Raw genomic sequence first — 14,250 nt, 5'->3', positions numbered from 1 at the left:
TTCGTTCTTTTTTCCGCGCCCGATTTACGCACATTCCAGCTCGCGAGAGAGAATAAACAGCCACCAACGTACACCATTCCGCTGCGTTGATGTCACGCGCAGTGACCGTCGCGATTACACCGTTGGCACCGTGCCGCCATCAATAACATATTCCGTTCCCGTGATCGCCGCCGCACAGGATGAAGCGAGGAACACAATGAGACTGGCCACTTCCACAGGTTTTGACGGGCGCCCCAGCGGGATGCCGCCGAGCGAATCCATGATGATTTTCTTTCCGCCTTCGTAATCCGTTCCCGCCTGGTGCGCGAGCCGTTCGGCCAGCGCGACAGAGGCTTCAGTTTCAATCCAGCCGGGTGCGACACGCAGCACGCGGATCCCTTTTGGTGATACCTCTTTCGACAGGCTTTTACTGTAGGTAGAGAGTGCAGCCTTAGCTGCGGCATAGGCGGTTGTCGATTCCGGCAACGGCAGTTCGCGCTGGATAGAGGTGACATGAATAATGACCCCCGCACCCTGCGCGAGCATGCCGGGTAAAAGCGCTCTGTCGAGGCGGACCGCAGGCAGCAGATTAAGGTTCAGTTCCTGTTGCCACTCCTCTTCGCCTAACGCTGCAAAACCGCCACCGGGCGCTGTCGAGCCACCAACAACGTGAACAATGATGTCAACGCCGCCAAAGTGGCTCTGCACTGCCTGCGCGACACGATGACAACCGTCAACCGTTGTCAGATCGGCCGCCACAAAGTGATCCGCTAACGATTCATCAGGCTGGATCCGCGCGGTGGTTAACACTTTCGCACCCTCGTCATGAAACAGACCAACAACCGCCTTCCCAACGCCTTTGGTGCCCGCCGTGACCAGAACGCGTTTTCCTTGTAAGTTCAGATTCATGCTCATTACACGATCTCCAGTGCGGCAATCTTCCCGTCCAGTAAGGTGAACGCATGGCTAAGCTGCACCGGGCTGCCGGGAAAATTGCCCGCCACATGTGAGGTTACCGTTAGCCGCGTTCCGTCATCAGCCACCCGGATCGGCTCAACGGTGTATTCAAACGCATTCTGCGCATCGCGTTGCCAGGCCTGGATGGCTTCAAGGCCGCGATACGTCTTACTTTCATCGATTACAACGGCATCAGGCGTAAAGCAGTGATTAACGTTGGCGATATCTGCGCCATTACTGATGGCGAAGTAGGTAGCAACTGCGTCGGGTAATGATAAAGACATGGTGAGAGGCTCCTTCGGTTTGCGGTGCTCTCATTTTCACCATATAGTGTCAAATCATCAAGAACGCACAAAAAAGTTAGTAACAGGCTTATGAGTAAGATTTATACCCCGATACCGCCGCGCTTGGCGTCGAACAGGTGCTGCGATTACTGGAAGGCCGCTGGAAGCTGGTCATCCTGTTTCATTTATTTGATGGAAAAGTGCAGCGCTACTCCGATTTCAGCAGACTTATTCCGGGCATTTCGCAAAAGATGTTGAGCCAGCAACTGCGGCAGCTCGAAGCGGATGGCATTGTGTCGCGCAAGGTCTATCCGCAGATCCCGCCGAAGGTGGAATACCGGCTTACGGAGTGGGGGCAAGCCCTGTGCCCGGCGCTGGATGCGATGCTGAAATGGGCTGAAAAACGCGACACCTTCTCACCGAACGCGCCTTAAATCCCGCGCTGACCTTTTCCTTTGTTCTGATGCTGCGCGCTTAACCGTTCAGTCGTTCATCGCGCTTTCCTCTGTTGCGCCCGCACTGTCCAGCACATACCGCGGCCACAATGTGCCATGCTAAAGATGTTGTTATTCAAATAATGGCGCGGGCATCGTCCGGCAAAAAGAAGCCATTCTCTGCAAAACCCCCTTTATCACTGACGTAACCGCAACAGAGAGGACGACAATGATCACCTTATGCAACGCGTGCGGCACCTCGTATGAAATCACCGACACTCACCCACACCGGTGCACTATCTGCGAAGATGAGCGCCAGTTCGTGCCGGTAACTGGGCAGAAGTGGGTTGAGTTCCCTGCCCTTCTGGCCTCGCATGTCAATAAATGGCAACAACATGAGAGCGATCTCTTTAGCATCAAAACCGTGCCTGACTTCGCGATTGCGCAGCGCGCTTTTCTGCTGAGAACAGCGCAGGGCAATATTTTGTGGGACTGCATCGCCACGCTCGACGACGCCACAAAAACGCTGATCGCCTCTCTGGGCGGGCTCAAGGCTATCGCTATTTCGCATCCCCATTTCTACACCACCATGCAAGACTGGGCCGCCGCGTTTGACGCGCCGATTTATCTGCATGAATGCGATCGCGAGTGGATCATGCGCGACAGCCCGCACATTACTCTCTGGGACGGCGACACTCTGCAGCTGACCTCAGACGTGAGCATCATGCGACTTGGCGGCCATTTTGCCGGTGGCTGCGTTCTCCACTGGGCGCGTGATGAAGGTATGCTGCTGTCCGGCGACATCGTTCAGGTCGCGCCGGGCGCAAATGCCGTCTCCTTTATGTGGAGCTACCCGAATATGCTGCCGCTGCCGGCAGAGACGGTTCGTGAAATGACACGCCGGCTGGATACGGTGAAATTCGCGAAACTCTACGGCGCGTTTGAAGGGCGGGAGATCGTGCAACATGCTGCGGAAATTGTGCGCCGTTCAGGTGAGAAATATATCGCCTGCCTGCGCTAAGCAATGGTTTATCTATTCGTCCGCACACGCTTGCGGATAAAGCACTGCGCCCATTGATTTCAATACAATAATTGCATGGCAACCCGGCGTTTTGGATCCAACCCGGCGAGGGTTTCCTCGGCAAGCACCGCTTTTAGCCGGGGTGAAATGGCGCTGCCTTCAACGATGGCAAAACCCAGCGAAGCGTAAAACGGCGCGTTGAAGGGCGCATCACGATCGGTCGTCAACGAGGCGCCGTTTAAACCACGCGCTTTGCCTGCCGACAAAAGCGCTTGCATCAGGCGTCGGCCAATGCCCTGCCGCTGCCAATTCGGGTGAACATCCGCTTCGGCAATGTGCAGCCAGTTTTCCGTGATCACGGCGCCGGCAAACCCGACGGGAATATCGTCCGGCGCGAAAGCAACGAGTAACATCCCTTTCCTGCATAGCTCGCGCAAATCTTCCAGGCTGCTAGCGACAGGAGATCCGCTTACCGCGCCCGCCTCGCGCAGCGTTTCAAACGAGGCAAGTTCAATGGCTCTTAACGCTGCCAGGTGCTCGCTTCGAGCTAGTCTGATTATGATATCTGTCATCTGAATGTTCCCAATGGTAACAAGCGTTAAGCCTGATCGACACGATAGCTTCAGGCGTTCCCGCGCCTCATATTGTACATCCCGAATGCATCAGCACAATTTTCATGCTGCCCCCCATTCTTTGTACCTTATTTACATCGTTTCATTTACTTACATAAAACGACCGTCAGGAAATAATTCATTAACGTAACTAATAGAATATGAATCGTGTTAGTGATTTTAGCCGTGATGGTCGATTCGCCGTTCTTCCCCGAGAACGGCTTTTTTTTGGGTTTTGACAGGAGGGTAAGTTGATGTTCCAGTCTGCGGTTGTTTTCCTTTCATCACTGTTCATGTGCGGCAATGTTTTTGCAGGTTCCGTCGCATCGGTGTCGCTTAGCACACTTTCATCTGCGCTCAATGAACGCATGCTGATAATGAAAGACGTCGCCAGTTATAAGGCACAGCACCATTCCCCCGTAGAAGATCTTGAGCGGGAGCAAAAAGTACTGGCAGAAGCGGTGAAAAATGCCCAGGACGCGGGTCTGGATCCCCGCTCCGTGGAGCCTTTTTTCCGCGCGTTGATGAATGCCAGCAAAGCCGTTCAGTATCGCTATCTGGCCGACTGGTTAGCCACACCGGATGCCAACAGCACTGTCAGAAGTCTGGACGCAACCCGGCAACAGATAAATCAACTGGATAGCCAGTTGCTCACCGCCATCAGCCAGCGGTTGCTTACCGGTCCTTTCACTGAAGCAGACACCGCATGGCTGTCGGCACAAATTATGGCTCCGAATCTTAGCGAAGCGGATAAAAATAACCTCCTTGCCGCCTTACGCCTTATTCATCGTGCACGTTAGTCGCAAATGCCGTTCGCGATGAAAAAACACAAATGCCCGACCTGCCAGTGCGCATGACAGGTCGGGCATCTGCCAGGAAGATAACGCTTTGTAGACGGAGCCTGCGGTTTAACATCGGCCGACCGAATGCCACGCACTCAAATCATACAACAACCGAATAATCTTCTGCGCATTAACGCCCCCTGAGTTAAATTCCCCCTTTCATGCCGCCCGCTCTGCAAAAGAGTTTTCACCTGTCCGCTGTCGCTGTAGTCTCAATAACGGCTTTTTTTGGCTGTGTACGATGTGAGTAACCTTTTCTCCCTATTAAAACTAGAAAATTTTGCATTTTTGAGGAACGGACAGAACAACTATGGACTCCACGCTCATCACAACCCGCCCCGATGAAGAGGCACCGCCACTCAATCGCGCCCGCCGAGCGGCCTGGGGCAGCTTCGCCGGCGCAGTAGTCGACTGGTTTGATTTTTTACTGTATGGCATCACCGCTGCGCTGGTGTTTAACAGCGAGTTTTTTCCGCAGATAGACCCGGCAATGGGCACGCTCGCCGCTTTCGCCACCTTTGGTGTTGGATTTTTATTCCGCCCGCTCGGCGGTATTGTTTTTGGTCATTTCGGCGATCGTCTCGGTCGCAAGCGAATGCTGATGATGACGGTCTGGATGATGGGCATCGCCACAGCCTGTATTGGCATTCTCCCCTCTTTTGCCACCATTGGCTGGTGGGCACCGGCATTATTGGTCATCCTGCGCGCCATCCAGGGTTTCGCCGTTGGTGGCGAATGGGGCGGCGCGGCGCTGCTGGCGGTCGAAAGCGCCCCCTCCGGGAAAAAAGCCTTCTACAGTAGCGGCGTTCAGGTCGGGTATGGCGTCGGGTTGTTGCTCTCCACAGGTCTTGTGTCCCTTATCAGCAGCCTGACTACCAACGAACAGTTTCTGAGCTGGGGCTGGCGTCTGCCTTTCTTGTTCAGCATTGTACTGGTGCTCGGTGCGCTATGGGTGCGTAACGGCATGGCAGAGTCCGCCGAGTTTGAACGAGTGCAGACGCAACAGCCGGCGCAGATAAAAAAACGCCCGCCAGTATTTGAAGCGCTGTTTCGCCATCCGGGCGCGTTTTTGAAAATAATCGCCCTGCGCCTGTGCGAACTGCTGACCATGTATATCGTCACCGCCTTTGCGCTGAACTACTCGACACAAAATCTGGGTTTACCGCGTGAGCTGTTTCTCAATATCGGCTTGCTGGTCGGCGGGATAAGTTGCCTGACCATTCCGTTATTCGCCTGGATGGCGGATCGTTATGGACGGCGGCGCATCTACATCACCGGCGCATTGCTCGGCGCGTTGAGCGCGTTCCCGTTCTTTATGGCACTGGAAGCGCGCTCCATTCTCGGGGTAGTAATCTTCTCGTTACTGCTGGCCAATATCGCTCACGATATGGTGGTTTGCGTACAGCAGCCGATGTTCACCGAAATGTTCGGCGCGGGTTATCGCTACAGCGGCGCGGGCGTCGGTTACCAGGTCGCCAGCGTGGTCGGCGGCGGTTTTACGCCCTTTATTGCCGCCGCACTGCTGAACTTTTCCGGCGGCGAGTGGCATGCCGTCGCCATTTATCTACTGGCAGGCTGTTTGCTCTCCGCCCTGACAGCGATGCTGATGAAAACACCACCGCACGCGCATCAATAAAAACAAAGCCTCCGCATGCGGGGGCTTTGTTGCTCATGACCAGCGTTAAATCTGGTAATCGATCGCCGCTTCATCCGGCTCCATCACCTGACGTTTGATATCTTCTACCGACAACCCGGCGTTACACAGCTCAATAAAACGCCAGACATAATTTCGCTGTAACTGGCCGCGTTTTAACCCTAACCAGACGGTATTGGCATCAAACAGGTGTTGCGTATCCAGCCGCACCAGTTTGCCCTCTTCGTTTTCGCCGCTCGATTGCTCCGCCACCAGCCCGACACCCAGCCCCAGCTCGACATAGGTTTTGATAACATCGGAATCCTGCGCGCTCAACACCACATCCGGGATTAACCCTTTGCGACCAAACGCTTCATCAATACGCGAACGCCCGGTGATCCCCTGCCGATAAGTGATAAGCGGCCAGCGACTGATATCTTCGAGTGTTAGCGGTGAGGATTGTGCCAGCGGGTGATCGGCGGGCACCAGCAAACTGTGATGCCAGCGAAACCAGGGAAACGCCACGAGTGAGCTGTCATTGCTTAAGCGTTCGCTGGCAATGCCGATGTCTGCGCCACCGTCATGCAACAGAGATTCAATCTCTTGCGGGGTGCCCTGAATCAACTCCAGCCGCACTTCCGGGAACAGTGCGCGAAACGCTTTTATCACCGAGGGCAAGCTGTAGCGCGCCTGGGTATGCGTCGTGGCAATGGTCAGCACGCCAGAGGTGTCATTGGTAAAGAGATCGGCGAGCCTGCGCACATTGCTCGCTTCGTTAAGAATGCGCTCGGCAATCACCAGCAGCGCTTTACCGGGTTCCGTCATGCCCAACAAACGTTTGCCGCGACGGATAAAAATCTCAATCCCCAGCTCTTCTTCAAGCTCACGAATATGGCGGCTCACGCCGGATTGTGACGTGTAAAGCATGTTGGCGACTTCGGTCAGGTTGTAATCCCGCCGCGCCGCCTCGCGGATAATTTTGAGTTGCTGGAAATTCACCCTTTGCTGCTCCTGGCCTGTCAGACATGACGATATTGTTAAAGTCTGCGGCCAGGCAGAACAAATAATAAAAACCAGCATCTTATTCCATTAAGGAATAATGCTTAACTCACCAGCTGCAACTCATGGCTTTCCATCGCCGGGCGGCTGACTAACGACATTAAAATATCTTTCACCGCTTGCGCCTGCGGCGAGAGTGTGCCGCGCGCGGAAACGTTCAATGACAATGGCAAGTTCATCGAAGGCGTGGTGATACGCGCCATCCAGCCGTTCGTCGCGGCGCACAGCGAACGCGCGGCAGACTCCGGCAGCACCGTCACGCCCATTCCGCTGGCAATCGCCGCCGTCAGCGTGGCGATCGACTCAATTTCGCCAATGATTTTCGCGGTCAACCGACGCAGCGAAAACGCTTCATCAACACGCAAACGGACGGCGCTGTAATCGCGCGGCAGGAAAAGATTCATATCGGCAACCGCTGTCAGATCGACGCTCTGGCCTGGGCAGTCACGCGTGCCCACCAGATACAAATCCTCTTTTAACAGCGGCAGGCTGTTAATCCCCGCGCCAGGCGCGCGTTCATACAGCACTGCCATATCCAGTTGACCGCTGAGCAATTTATCGTTCAGCGTTGTGCCGCTATTTTCATGCAGATAGACCATGACTTCCGGCAACTCGTTACGTACCGCCTGCAACAACGGCATGGTGACGGAAGACGCGGCAGTGCCCGGCGCCAGGCCAATGGAGACTTGTCCCCGCAGGCATTGACCGACATTGTTTACCGCCAGTTGCGCCTGTTCGCACTGGCGCAAAATCGTCCGTGCATGGGTGTAGAGGATTTTGCCCGCTTCTGTCGGCGTCACGCCGCGTTTGGTGCGAATAAGTAATTGCTGATCCAGCTCGCCTTCCAGAGTGGCAACCTGCTGGCTCAGCGCGGGCTGCGCAATATGTAATACTTCGGCTGCCTGAGTCAGGCTTCCAATATCGACGATTTTTACGAAGTATTTCAGTCGTCTTAAGTTCATTTTGCCTCCTGTACGGATACCAGTGCCAACGCCGGATGTGATGTTGTCAGGAGAGTTGCAATATGCTTGCCAGTTTTAGTTAGGCAAAATGAAAGGCGCTAACAGGCTGGATAATAAGAGATTCTAATTACAACCGGGGGAATTATTACTGAAACAGTGGTTTGTATGATGCCCCACGAAAGACTTATTGCACAATTTTGGTGCAAATGCGCGTTTAAGTGCTTATCGCGACAGCAGATTGCTGAAATAGTCAGCAAACGATCGCCACAGAACGATCCAGGCTTTGACAAGGGCCTGGGGCATCGCTAATATTCGCCCCGTTCACACGATTCCTCTGTAGTTCAGTCGGTAGAACGGCGGACTGTTAATCCGTATGTCACTGGTTCGAGTCCAGTCAGAGGAGCCAGATTTAAAAAAGCCTGCTTTTAAGCAGGCTTTTTGTTTTTCTACTGACAGTACGCAAAACCACTCACCTTTCATTCAGACAGAAGGTTGCTTCGACAGATAAGCGTTTGCTCGCCTGGCACCAGCCGCGATTTTCAACCCTCTCGTTTTTTGAGGTATTCCTGACCAGCCGCATTGCTGCGCTCAGGAATTACGCTTGCCGGTACAGGAATAAACGCGGTTCGCCGCAGTAAAAGAGAATATTAAGTGCCGTATTGCGTGTGCGGGTTTGCCTGCCATGACGAGGCTGGTCGAGATAAAGATTAACGGGCCTGCCTGTGCAGGCCCGTTAGAGAAATGCGGCGATTATTATCTACCGGTATTAAAAAAGGCCACAGTCTGTGTCAGCCGACGGGTTTGCTCTTCCAGCGCACTGGCCGCCGATACCGCATGTTGAACCAGAGCGGTGTTCTGCTGAGTGACCGCATCAATTTGTACAATCGCTTCGTTAACAAGGCTGATGCCTTTACTCTGCTCGTCGGTCGCGACGGAGATTTCCGACATGATGTCCGACACGCGCCGCACCGCTACAATCATCTCGTCGATACTGCTGCCGGCAATTTTGATTTGCGACGAGCCGTTGTTAACCCGAGTGACGGACTCTTCCACCAGCCCTTTAATTTCCTGCGCCGCCTGCGAACTGCGCAACGACAAGCTGCGCACTTCACCGGCAACCACCGCGAAGCCTCTGCCCTGCTCACCGGCTCTGGCTGCTTCAACTGCCGCATTCAGCGCCAGAATATTGGTCTGAAACGCGATGCCATTGACCACCTCAATAATGCTCGCGATTTTCCCGGCGCTTTCGGAGATACCGTTCATGGTTTCATTCATGCTCTGCATTACCACACCGCCGCGCGAGGCGATATCCACGGCTTCACTCGCCAGATGACGAGCCTGCCCGGCATTCTCCGCGTTTTGTTTCACGGCGGCGGTGATCTGTTCCATGCTGGACGAGGTGCGTTCCAGTGATATCGCCTGCTGCTCAGAATGGGAGGCAACCTGTTGATTTCCTGCAACAATATCATGAGTGCTGGTGTTAATTATCTCCGCCCCTTCACGGATATCTTTAATCACGGCGGTCAGTTGCTCACGCATCACACCCATTTCGTGGATCAGGCTTGAGTTATCTCCGGCTTTTTTATCCACCGTCTGCGAAAGATCCCCGGCGGCAATCCGCGCGGCGACATCAACGGCATAACGAGGTTCGCCCCCGAGCGCCAGCAACGTTCCCCGGTTGATGAGATAGACGATCACCGACAACAAAATACTGATAGCCACAAACTCAATCAGGTTCTGATAAAGAGAAACCCGAAATGCGGCATTGATATCATCCACATAAAGACCGGTGGTGATGATCCAGCCCCAGGGCGTCCACGGAATGCTGTAAGCGATTTTCGGCTGAGCTTCTGTCTCACCGGGACGGGGGAAAACGTAAGCGGTAAATCCGGCCTGATTATCACGGGTAACCGCAACCATATCTTTGAAGATGTAGGCACCATTGGCATCCGCAACCTTTGGTCCCTGACCAATCAGCTTGGCGTTGATCGGATGCATAATCACTTCGGCCTGGGTATTCAGAATGGTGAAGTATCCCGTTTCCCCATAGCGTAAATCCTTAATTAACTGGGTTGCTCGCTGCTGCGCTTCCTGTTGCGTGAGCGCCCCTTTATCAACCAGCGCGGCCTGTGTTTTGACGATACTGAGTGCCAGTTGCGAAACATGTTGCAACTCGTTTTTCCGCAGTGCCAGTTGGTCTTCTTTGACCGTAAAAGAGCTGTAGAGCAGTGTCCCGGCAAGGCACACCAGTGCCACGATGAGAGGGAGCCAAAGTTTTTGCGCGAGGGATAGTTTCATGGCATGAGTACCTATTGTTGTTTTATATGGCGGGTACAGCATCGGCTTCGGGCGTTCGAACCGCGCCTTATCTCTATATCGGAAATAAAAAAAAACGAGTTAATCGATAGAAGTTGTATATCTTTCACAACTTAACCGTTTTAAGGTTATGAAAAAGTAACTGATTAATAAATAGAGTGTTATTTTTGGCAGGTTAATTTATCCGGTGAAAGTCTTATTAATAAATAAGAACGCCGTCACACTCATGCGCGAAGGCAACACAGGGAGGTAACGGCAATCCCGCAGCATTTACTAACGAAACATCGCCGTTTTTGTACGCCCCACGCAGAGTCTGGCTTACGGGCAGGCTTTACGTGTTGCGCGTGGTTTGCGTATGCGACAGTGCTTTCAATACCTTCTGCAACCACTGTGCCGCTCCTCGCTTGCCGCTGCGTTTATGGGAATAAATCTTCACCTCAAACGGGGCAACCGTAAAAGGCAGTGCAAAAATGGTGATCCTTGCCGCCTGCTTAAACTTTTCCGCTGCCGAACGCGGAAGCGCCATCAGCAGATCGCTGTCGGCGATAATAAAAGGCGCGCTGAGCATCGAGGGCGTTTTTATCGCCACCTGTCGTGTATAACCCAGACGTTCGAGTTCACAATCCAGCACGCCTTTGCTTTCATTCCACGGCGTCACCACCAGGTGGCGCGCGGCAAGGTAATCGTCCAGCGTTAACTGTTGCCTGTGTTGATTACTGATAACGACATATTCATCGGTAAACCAGTCGATCTCGTCCAGTTCCGCGTAATGACTATCCTGCGGCGCGCTAAACCCCAGCGCGAAATCCACTTCTCCTGCCAGTAGCTCATTGAGCGCCGGGCTATGGGGCAAATAGCGAAACTCAAAACGCAGGCCGGGTGCGGTGTGCTGCAATTCAGCCATCAGCGCGGAAAAAATACTAAACGCGGTGAAATCAGTGATGGCGACCTGCAAGCAGTCTGTGGTCGTCGCGGGATTAAATTCCGCTTGCGGGGTGAGTTCATGGTTCAGATGCGCTAAGGCCGACGCGATCGCGGGCGCAAGTTGGCTGGCATAGACGCTTGGGCACATAAGGTGCCCTTCCCGGAAAAATAACGGGTCGTTGAGCGTTACACGTAGCCTTGAGAGCGCGTGGCTGAGCGCAGATGTGCTCATCGCCAGTTCTTCTGCCGCCTGGCGCACAGAACGGTGGCGGTAGACCGCGTCGAAAACAGGTAACAGGTTGAGATCAAGACGTCGTAACGTTGGATGCATAATATTCATTGAGTAGTGATTTCATTGCACTTAATTCTTTGCACAATACCGCTTATGCTGACGGCCATCAATTTTGAACCTCCGGTAAAAACAACAGGAACAGCAATGAGCATTACCATCCGCCCGGCCCGCCCGACTGACGCAAACGCCATTTTTGCGATGATTTATGAACTGGCGGTGTATGAAAAAGCGCCTGAAGAAGTGATCACCACAGCAGATGAAATCCGCGAAACCCTGTTTGGCGCAATGAGCAAAACGGAAGCCTTAATCTGTGAGATCGAAGGCAAAGCCGTTGGCTATGCGGTTTTCTTCACCAGTTATTCAACCTGGCTTGGTCGCAACGGCATTTATATGGAAGATCTCTATGTTTCCCCGGATTTTCGCGGTAATGGTGCCGGAAAAGCGATTCTGCAAAAGATTGCGCAGTGCGCCGTTGAGCGCCGCTGCGGTCGTCTGGAGTGGAGCGTGCTCGACTGGAACCAGCCGGCCATTGATTTTTACCAGAGCATCGGCGCGCGGGCGCAAAGTGAATGGGTGCGTTACCGGCTGGATGGCGATGCCCTGCTGAAATTTGCCGAAAGCCCGCGCACGTAATCTTTTTCATTAACCCGCTACGGCGGGTTTTCGCTTATTCATCATCAGCTTCGCCTCACGCCTCGCTTAAAGATCCAGCGCTTACTGCCGATAAAAACTGTGCAGCTATACTCATAGCTGTTCTCTGGTTGTTTTTTCTACAATAAAGGATTTACAGCATGGATCCGATACAAATTGCATCATTAGCCAGCAGCCTTGACTCTTATCAGCTTGATAATCAAGTCAATACGCTGGTGCTGAAAAAAGCGCTCGATACGCAGAAAACCATCGCCAGCGACTTGATTCAGCAGATCCCGCAGTTACCTTCCAACCCGGCAATCGGTCGTAATATCAATACCACCGCTTAAGCCATTTTGTCCGCTGGCGTTTGCAGTAACAGCGCCAACCGGCAACGTTTGCAAGCCCGCCTCGTGCGGGCTTTTTTGTTTCTTCGCTTGCCAGAAATGTTAAATCGGCGTAGCCTCTGCCGAATTAAAACCAATCGGTCTAAATTATGAATGGCGAAACAGCAGCACTGCAAAAACCCCGCCGTGGACGGCCGCCAAAAGTCGATCGCGACTTTACCGATACCCGCCAGGAGCTGATTCGTTCGGGTCTGGAAGTGCTAACGGAAACCGGCTATCTGTCGGCGGGCATTGATGCGGTGATCAAAAATATCGCGGTGCCGAAAGGCTCGTTTTATCACTGCTTTAAAAGTAAGCAGGAATTTGGCATGGCGGTGCTCGACGCTTATGGCGACTTTTTCGCCCATAAACTGGATAAATTTTTAGGCGATACCCAACGCCCCCCGCTGCAACGCATAGCTGCCTTTGTGCATCACGCGGGCCAGGGAATGGCGAAATACGCCTTCCGCCGTGGTTGCCTGGTGGGCAACCTGTTACAGGAAACGCCATTGTTACCGGAAGCCTTCCCTGAGCGCCTGAAAGCGATCCTCGCCGACTGGGAAAGGCGCGTCGCAGCGTGTCTGGATGAAGCAAAAACCTGCGGCGAACTACCGCCAGACATCGCAAGCCGCGAGCTGGCCTGTGTGTTCTGGTCCGGCTGGGAAGGTGCAGTAATGCGCGCCAAGCTGTTCCGCTCCGTCGAGCCGCTGGATCAGTACTGGCAATTTTTCCACCACAGCATAACAACCGCCCCTGCTGCGTGAAGCATGACGGGGGATGGAGCATCTGCACAGGACGGCGTAAACGCCGAAAATACACCTCATCCGACGAGGAAAACGCAGTCATGAAAGCATTAGTTCTGGAACAGAATGAGAATAAAACCCTGGCGGAAGTGAAAGAGATAGCCCTGCCCGCACTGGGTGAAGGCGACGTTCGGGTCGATATTGACTGGTCCAGCCTCAACTACAAAGACGCGCTGGCTATCACCGGGAAAGGCAAAATCATTCGCCAGTTCCCGATGGTGCCGGGTATTGATTTTTGCGGTCGCGTGAGCGAAAGCCGCGATGCACGCTTTGCTCCCGGCCAGGCCGTGATCCTCACTGGCTGGGGCGTGGGCGAAAACCACTGGGGCGGCCTTGCCGCGCAGGCTTGCGTAAAAGGCGACTGGCTGGTTGCGCTGCCGGAAGGGTTAAGTGCGCGCAATGCGATGATCATTGGCACCGCCGGTTTTACCGCCATGCTGTGCGTCATGGCGCTACAGAATGCAGGGATTAAACCGCAGGATGGTTCCGTGTTGGTCACCGGTGCCAGCGGCGGCGTCGGCAGTACCGCTGTCGTGCTGCTGAAAGCGCTGGGCTACACTGTTGCTGCCGTGACCGGACGCGAATCGACCCATGATTTTCTGCGTAAGCTGGGCGCCGATGAGATCCTGCCGCGCAGCGATTTTGAACAGACCCGCCCGCTGGAAAAACAGTTGTGGGCCGGTGCGATCGATACCGTTGGCAACCACGTATTGGCCAAAGTGCTGGCGCAGATGAACTACGGCGGCTGCGTTGCCGCATGCGGTCTGGCAGGCGGTTTTGAACTGCCGACCACCGTGATGCCGTTTATTCTGCGAAACGTCCGTTTGCAAGGCGTGGATTCCGTGATGGTGCCAACCGCGCAGCGCAGTGCAGTGTGGGAAAATCTCGCACGTACGTTGCCAGAAAGTTACTACCAGCAGGCCGCAACCGAGATTACGCTGGAACAGGCTCCGGCAACCGCTGCCGATTTTCTGAGTAATAAAATCCAGGGTCGTACACTGGTGAAAATCAGCGGCTAATTCGTCTTCCGGCGCGGGCTGTCGCGCCGGATCGTTCCCTCATCCGTTTCCTCCGAATCCCGTTGCGCACTGCTTTCGTTTCACATTCCTGTGACATA

General features: G+C 54.0%; 13 protein-coding genes, 1 tRNA gene and 2 pseudogenes. 9 read left to right on the top strand and 7 right to left on the bottom strand.

Annotation, left to right across the window (positions count from 1 at the left end; all coding sequences use genetic code 11):
* Window positions 1-114 precede the first annotated feature (114 nt).
* Window positions 115-894, bottom strand: a complete 780-nt coding sequence (locus C813_RS31730; protein WP_017458393.1) for an SDR family oxidoreductase — start codon at window positions 892-894, stop codon at window positions 115-117.
* The gene (locus C813_RS31725) at window positions 894-1,220 is read right to left on the bottom strand and encodes a nuclear transport factor 2 family protein (RefSeq protein WP_017458394.1); all 327 of its coding nucleotides are present in this window, start codon (window positions 1,218-1,220) and stop codon (window positions 894-896) included. The genes C813_RS31730 and C813_RS31725 overlap by 1 nt, the downstream gene beginning before the upstream one ends.
* 90 nt (window positions 1,221-1,310) lie before the next feature.
* Between C813_RS31725 and C813_RS31720 the strand changes: the two are divergent.
* Together C813_RS31720 and C813_RS31715 are read left to right on the top strand one after the other, a co-directional pair.
* Window positions 1,311-1,654, top strand: a pseudogene (locus C813_RS31720) (winged helix-turn-helix transcriptional regulator).
* 229 nt (window positions 1,655-1,883) lie between these two features.
* Window positions 1,884-2,675, top strand: coding sequence for an MBL fold metallo-hydrolase (locus C813_RS31715; protein ID WP_017458396.1), 792 nt, complete (start codon window positions 1,884-1,886; stop codon window positions 2,673-2,675).
* 59 nt (window positions 2,676-2,734) lie between these two features.
* Here C813_RS31715 and C813_RS31710 read toward each other — a convergent pair whose 3' ends face one another.
* Window positions 2,735-3,247 carry a GNAT family N-acetyltransferase gene (locus C813_RS31710; protein WP_025263564.1) on the bottom strand — a complete coding sequence of 171 codons (513 nt, stop codon included), beginning with the start codon at window positions 3,245-3,247 and terminating at the stop codon, window positions 2,735-2,737.
* A gap of 293 nt (window positions 3,248-3,540) precedes the next feature.
* Here C813_RS31710 and C813_RS31705 point away from each other — a divergent pair, with 293 nt between their 5' ends.
* Together C813_RS31705 and shiA are read left to right on the top strand one after the other, a co-directional pair.
* Window positions 3,541-4,086 (top strand): chorismate mutase, encoded by a 546-nt coding sequence (locus C813_RS31705; RefSeq protein WP_017458398.1) that lies wholly within the window; start codon window positions 3,541-3,543, stop codon window positions 4,084-4,086.
* 352 nt (window positions 4,087-4,438) lie between these two features.
* The gene (shiA, locus tag C813_RS31700; protein ID WP_017458399.1) at window positions 4,439-5,764 is read left to right on the top strand and encodes a shikimate transporter; all 1,326 of its coding nucleotides are present in this window, start codon (window positions 4,439-4,441) and stop codon (window positions 5,762-5,764) included.
* Window positions 5,765-5,809: 45 nt separating this feature from the next.
* Here shiA and cbl read toward each other — a convergent pair whose 3' ends face one another.
* The gene (cbl, locus tag C813_RS31695; RefSeq protein ID WP_017458400.1) at window positions 5,810-6,760 is read right to left on the bottom strand and encodes an HTH-type transcriptional regulator Cbl; all 951 of its coding nucleotides are present in this window, start codon (window positions 6,758-6,760) and stop codon (window positions 5,810-5,812) included.
* Window positions 6,761-6,864: 104 nt separating this feature from the next.
* On the bottom strand, window positions 6,865-7,782 hold the full coding sequence (gene nac, locus C813_RS31690) for a nitrogen assimilation transcriptional regulator NAC (protein ID WP_017458401.1): 918 nt from the start codon (window positions 7,780-7,782) through the stop codon (window positions 6,865-6,867).
* A gap of 330 nt (window positions 7,783-8,112) precedes the next feature.
* On the opposite strand from nac, the gene C813_RS31685 reads away from it, so the two are divergent.
* Window positions 8,113-8,188 (top strand) — tRNA-Asn (locus C813_RS31685).
* Window positions 8,189-8,535: 347 nt separating this feature from the next.
* On the opposite strand, the gene C813_RS31680 is transcribed toward C813_RS31685, so the two are convergent.
* Window positions 8,536-10,080: a methyl-accepting chemotaxis protein gene (locus tag C813_RS31680; protein WP_025263563.1), complete on the bottom strand. Its 1,545-nt coding sequence runs from the start codon at window positions 10,078-10,080 to the stop codon at window positions 8,536-8,538.
* A gap of 349 nt (window positions 10,081-10,429) precedes the next feature.
* A complete protein-coding gene (locus C813_RS31675) occupies window positions 10,430-11,362 on the bottom strand; it encodes a LysR family transcriptional regulator (protein WP_017458403.1) in 933 nt (310 codons plus the stop codon).
* A gap of 96 nt (window positions 11,363-11,458) precedes the next feature.
* Here C813_RS31675 and C813_RS31670 point away from each other — a divergent pair, with 96 nt between their 5' ends.
* The 4 genes and pseudogenes from C813_RS31670 (at window position 11,459) to acuI (ending at window position 14,152) form a co-directional block, all read left to right on the top strand.
* Window positions 11,459-11,947: a GNAT family N-acetyltransferase gene (locus C813_RS31670; RefSeq protein ID WP_017458404.1), complete on the top strand. Its 489-nt coding sequence runs from the start codon at window positions 11,459-11,461 to the stop codon at window positions 11,945-11,947.
* A 158-nt stretch (window positions 11,948-12,105) separates the two neighbouring features.
* Window positions 12,106-12,294 (top strand): YjfB family protein, encoded by a 189-nt coding sequence (locus C813_RS31665; protein ID WP_017458405.1) that lies wholly within the window; start codon window positions 12,106-12,108, stop codon window positions 12,292-12,294.
* A 146-nt stretch (window positions 12,295-12,440) separates the two neighbouring features.
* Window positions 12,441-13,178, top strand: a pseudogene (gene acuR, locus C813_RS31660) (acrylate utilization transcriptional regulator AcuR).
* Window positions 13,175-14,152 carry an acrylyl-CoA reductase (NADPH) gene (gene acuI, locus C813_RS31655; protein ID WP_017458407.1) on the top strand — a complete coding sequence of 326 codons (978 nt, stop codon included), beginning with the start codon at window positions 13,175-13,177 and terminating at the stop codon, window positions 14,150-14,152. The pseudogene acuR and the gene acuI overlap by 4 nt, the downstream one beginning before the upstream one ends.
* The last annotated feature ends 98 nt before the right edge of the window (window positions 14,153-14,250 follow it).

The sequence above is a fragment of the Kosakonia sacchari SP1 genome (assembly GCF_000300455.3).
GTDB lineage: Bacteria > Pseudomonadota > Gammaproteobacteria > Enterobacterales > Enterobacteriaceae > Kosakonia > Kosakonia sacchari.
This window is presented reverse-complemented; position numbering and strand designations above follow the sequence as displayed.

What these genes read in the sequence shown, in the direction of transcription:
- C813_RS31730 (WP_017458393.1), bottom strand. Translation starts at nt 894, where the DNA reads ATGAGCATGAATCTGAACTTACAAGGAAAACGCGTTCTGGTCACGGCG.
- C813_RS31715 (WP_017458396.1), top strand. Translation starts at nt 1,884, where the DNA reads ATGATCACCTTATGCAACGCGTGCGGCACCTCGTATGAAATCACCGAC.
- C813_RS31675 (WP_017458403.1), bottom strand. Translation starts at nt 11,362, where the DNA reads ATGAATATTATGCATCCAACGTTACGACGTCTTGATCTCAACCTGTTA.
- C813_RS31725 (WP_017458394.1), bottom strand. Translation starts at nt 1,220, where the DNA reads ATGTCTTTATCATTACCCGACGCAGTTGCTACCTACTTCGCCATCAGT.
- C813_RS31670 (WP_017458404.1), top strand. Translation starts at nt 11,459, where the DNA reads ATGAGCATTACCATCCGCCCGGCCCGCCCGACTGACGCAAACGCCATT.
- C813_RS31710 (WP_025263564.1), bottom strand. Translation starts at nt 3,247, where the DNA reads ATGACAGATATCATAATCAGACTAGCTCGAAGCGAGCACCTGGCAGCG.
- shiA (WP_017458399.1), top strand. Translation starts at nt 4,439, where the DNA reads ATGGACTCCACGCTCATCACAACCCGCCCCGATGAAGAGGCACCGCCA.
- nac (WP_017458401.1), bottom strand. Translation starts at nt 7,782, where the DNA reads ATGAACTTAAGACGACTGAAATACTTCGTAAAAATCGTCGATATTGGA.
- C813_RS31705 (WP_017458398.1), top strand. Translation starts at nt 3,541, where the DNA reads ATGTTCCAGTCTGCGGTTGTTTTCCTTTCATCACTGTTCATGTGCGGC.
- C813_RS31665 (WP_017458405.1), top strand. Translation starts at nt 12,106, where the DNA reads ATGGATCCGATACAAATTGCATCATTAGCCAGCAGCCTTGACTCTTAT.
- acuI (WP_017458407.1), top strand. Translation starts at nt 13,175, where the DNA reads ATGAAAGCATTAGTTCTGGAACAGAATGAGAATAAAACCCTGGCGGAA.
- C813_RS31680 (WP_025263563.1), bottom strand. Translation starts at nt 10,080, where the DNA reads ATGAAACTATCCCTCGCGCAAAAACTTTGGCTCCCTCTCATCGTGGCA.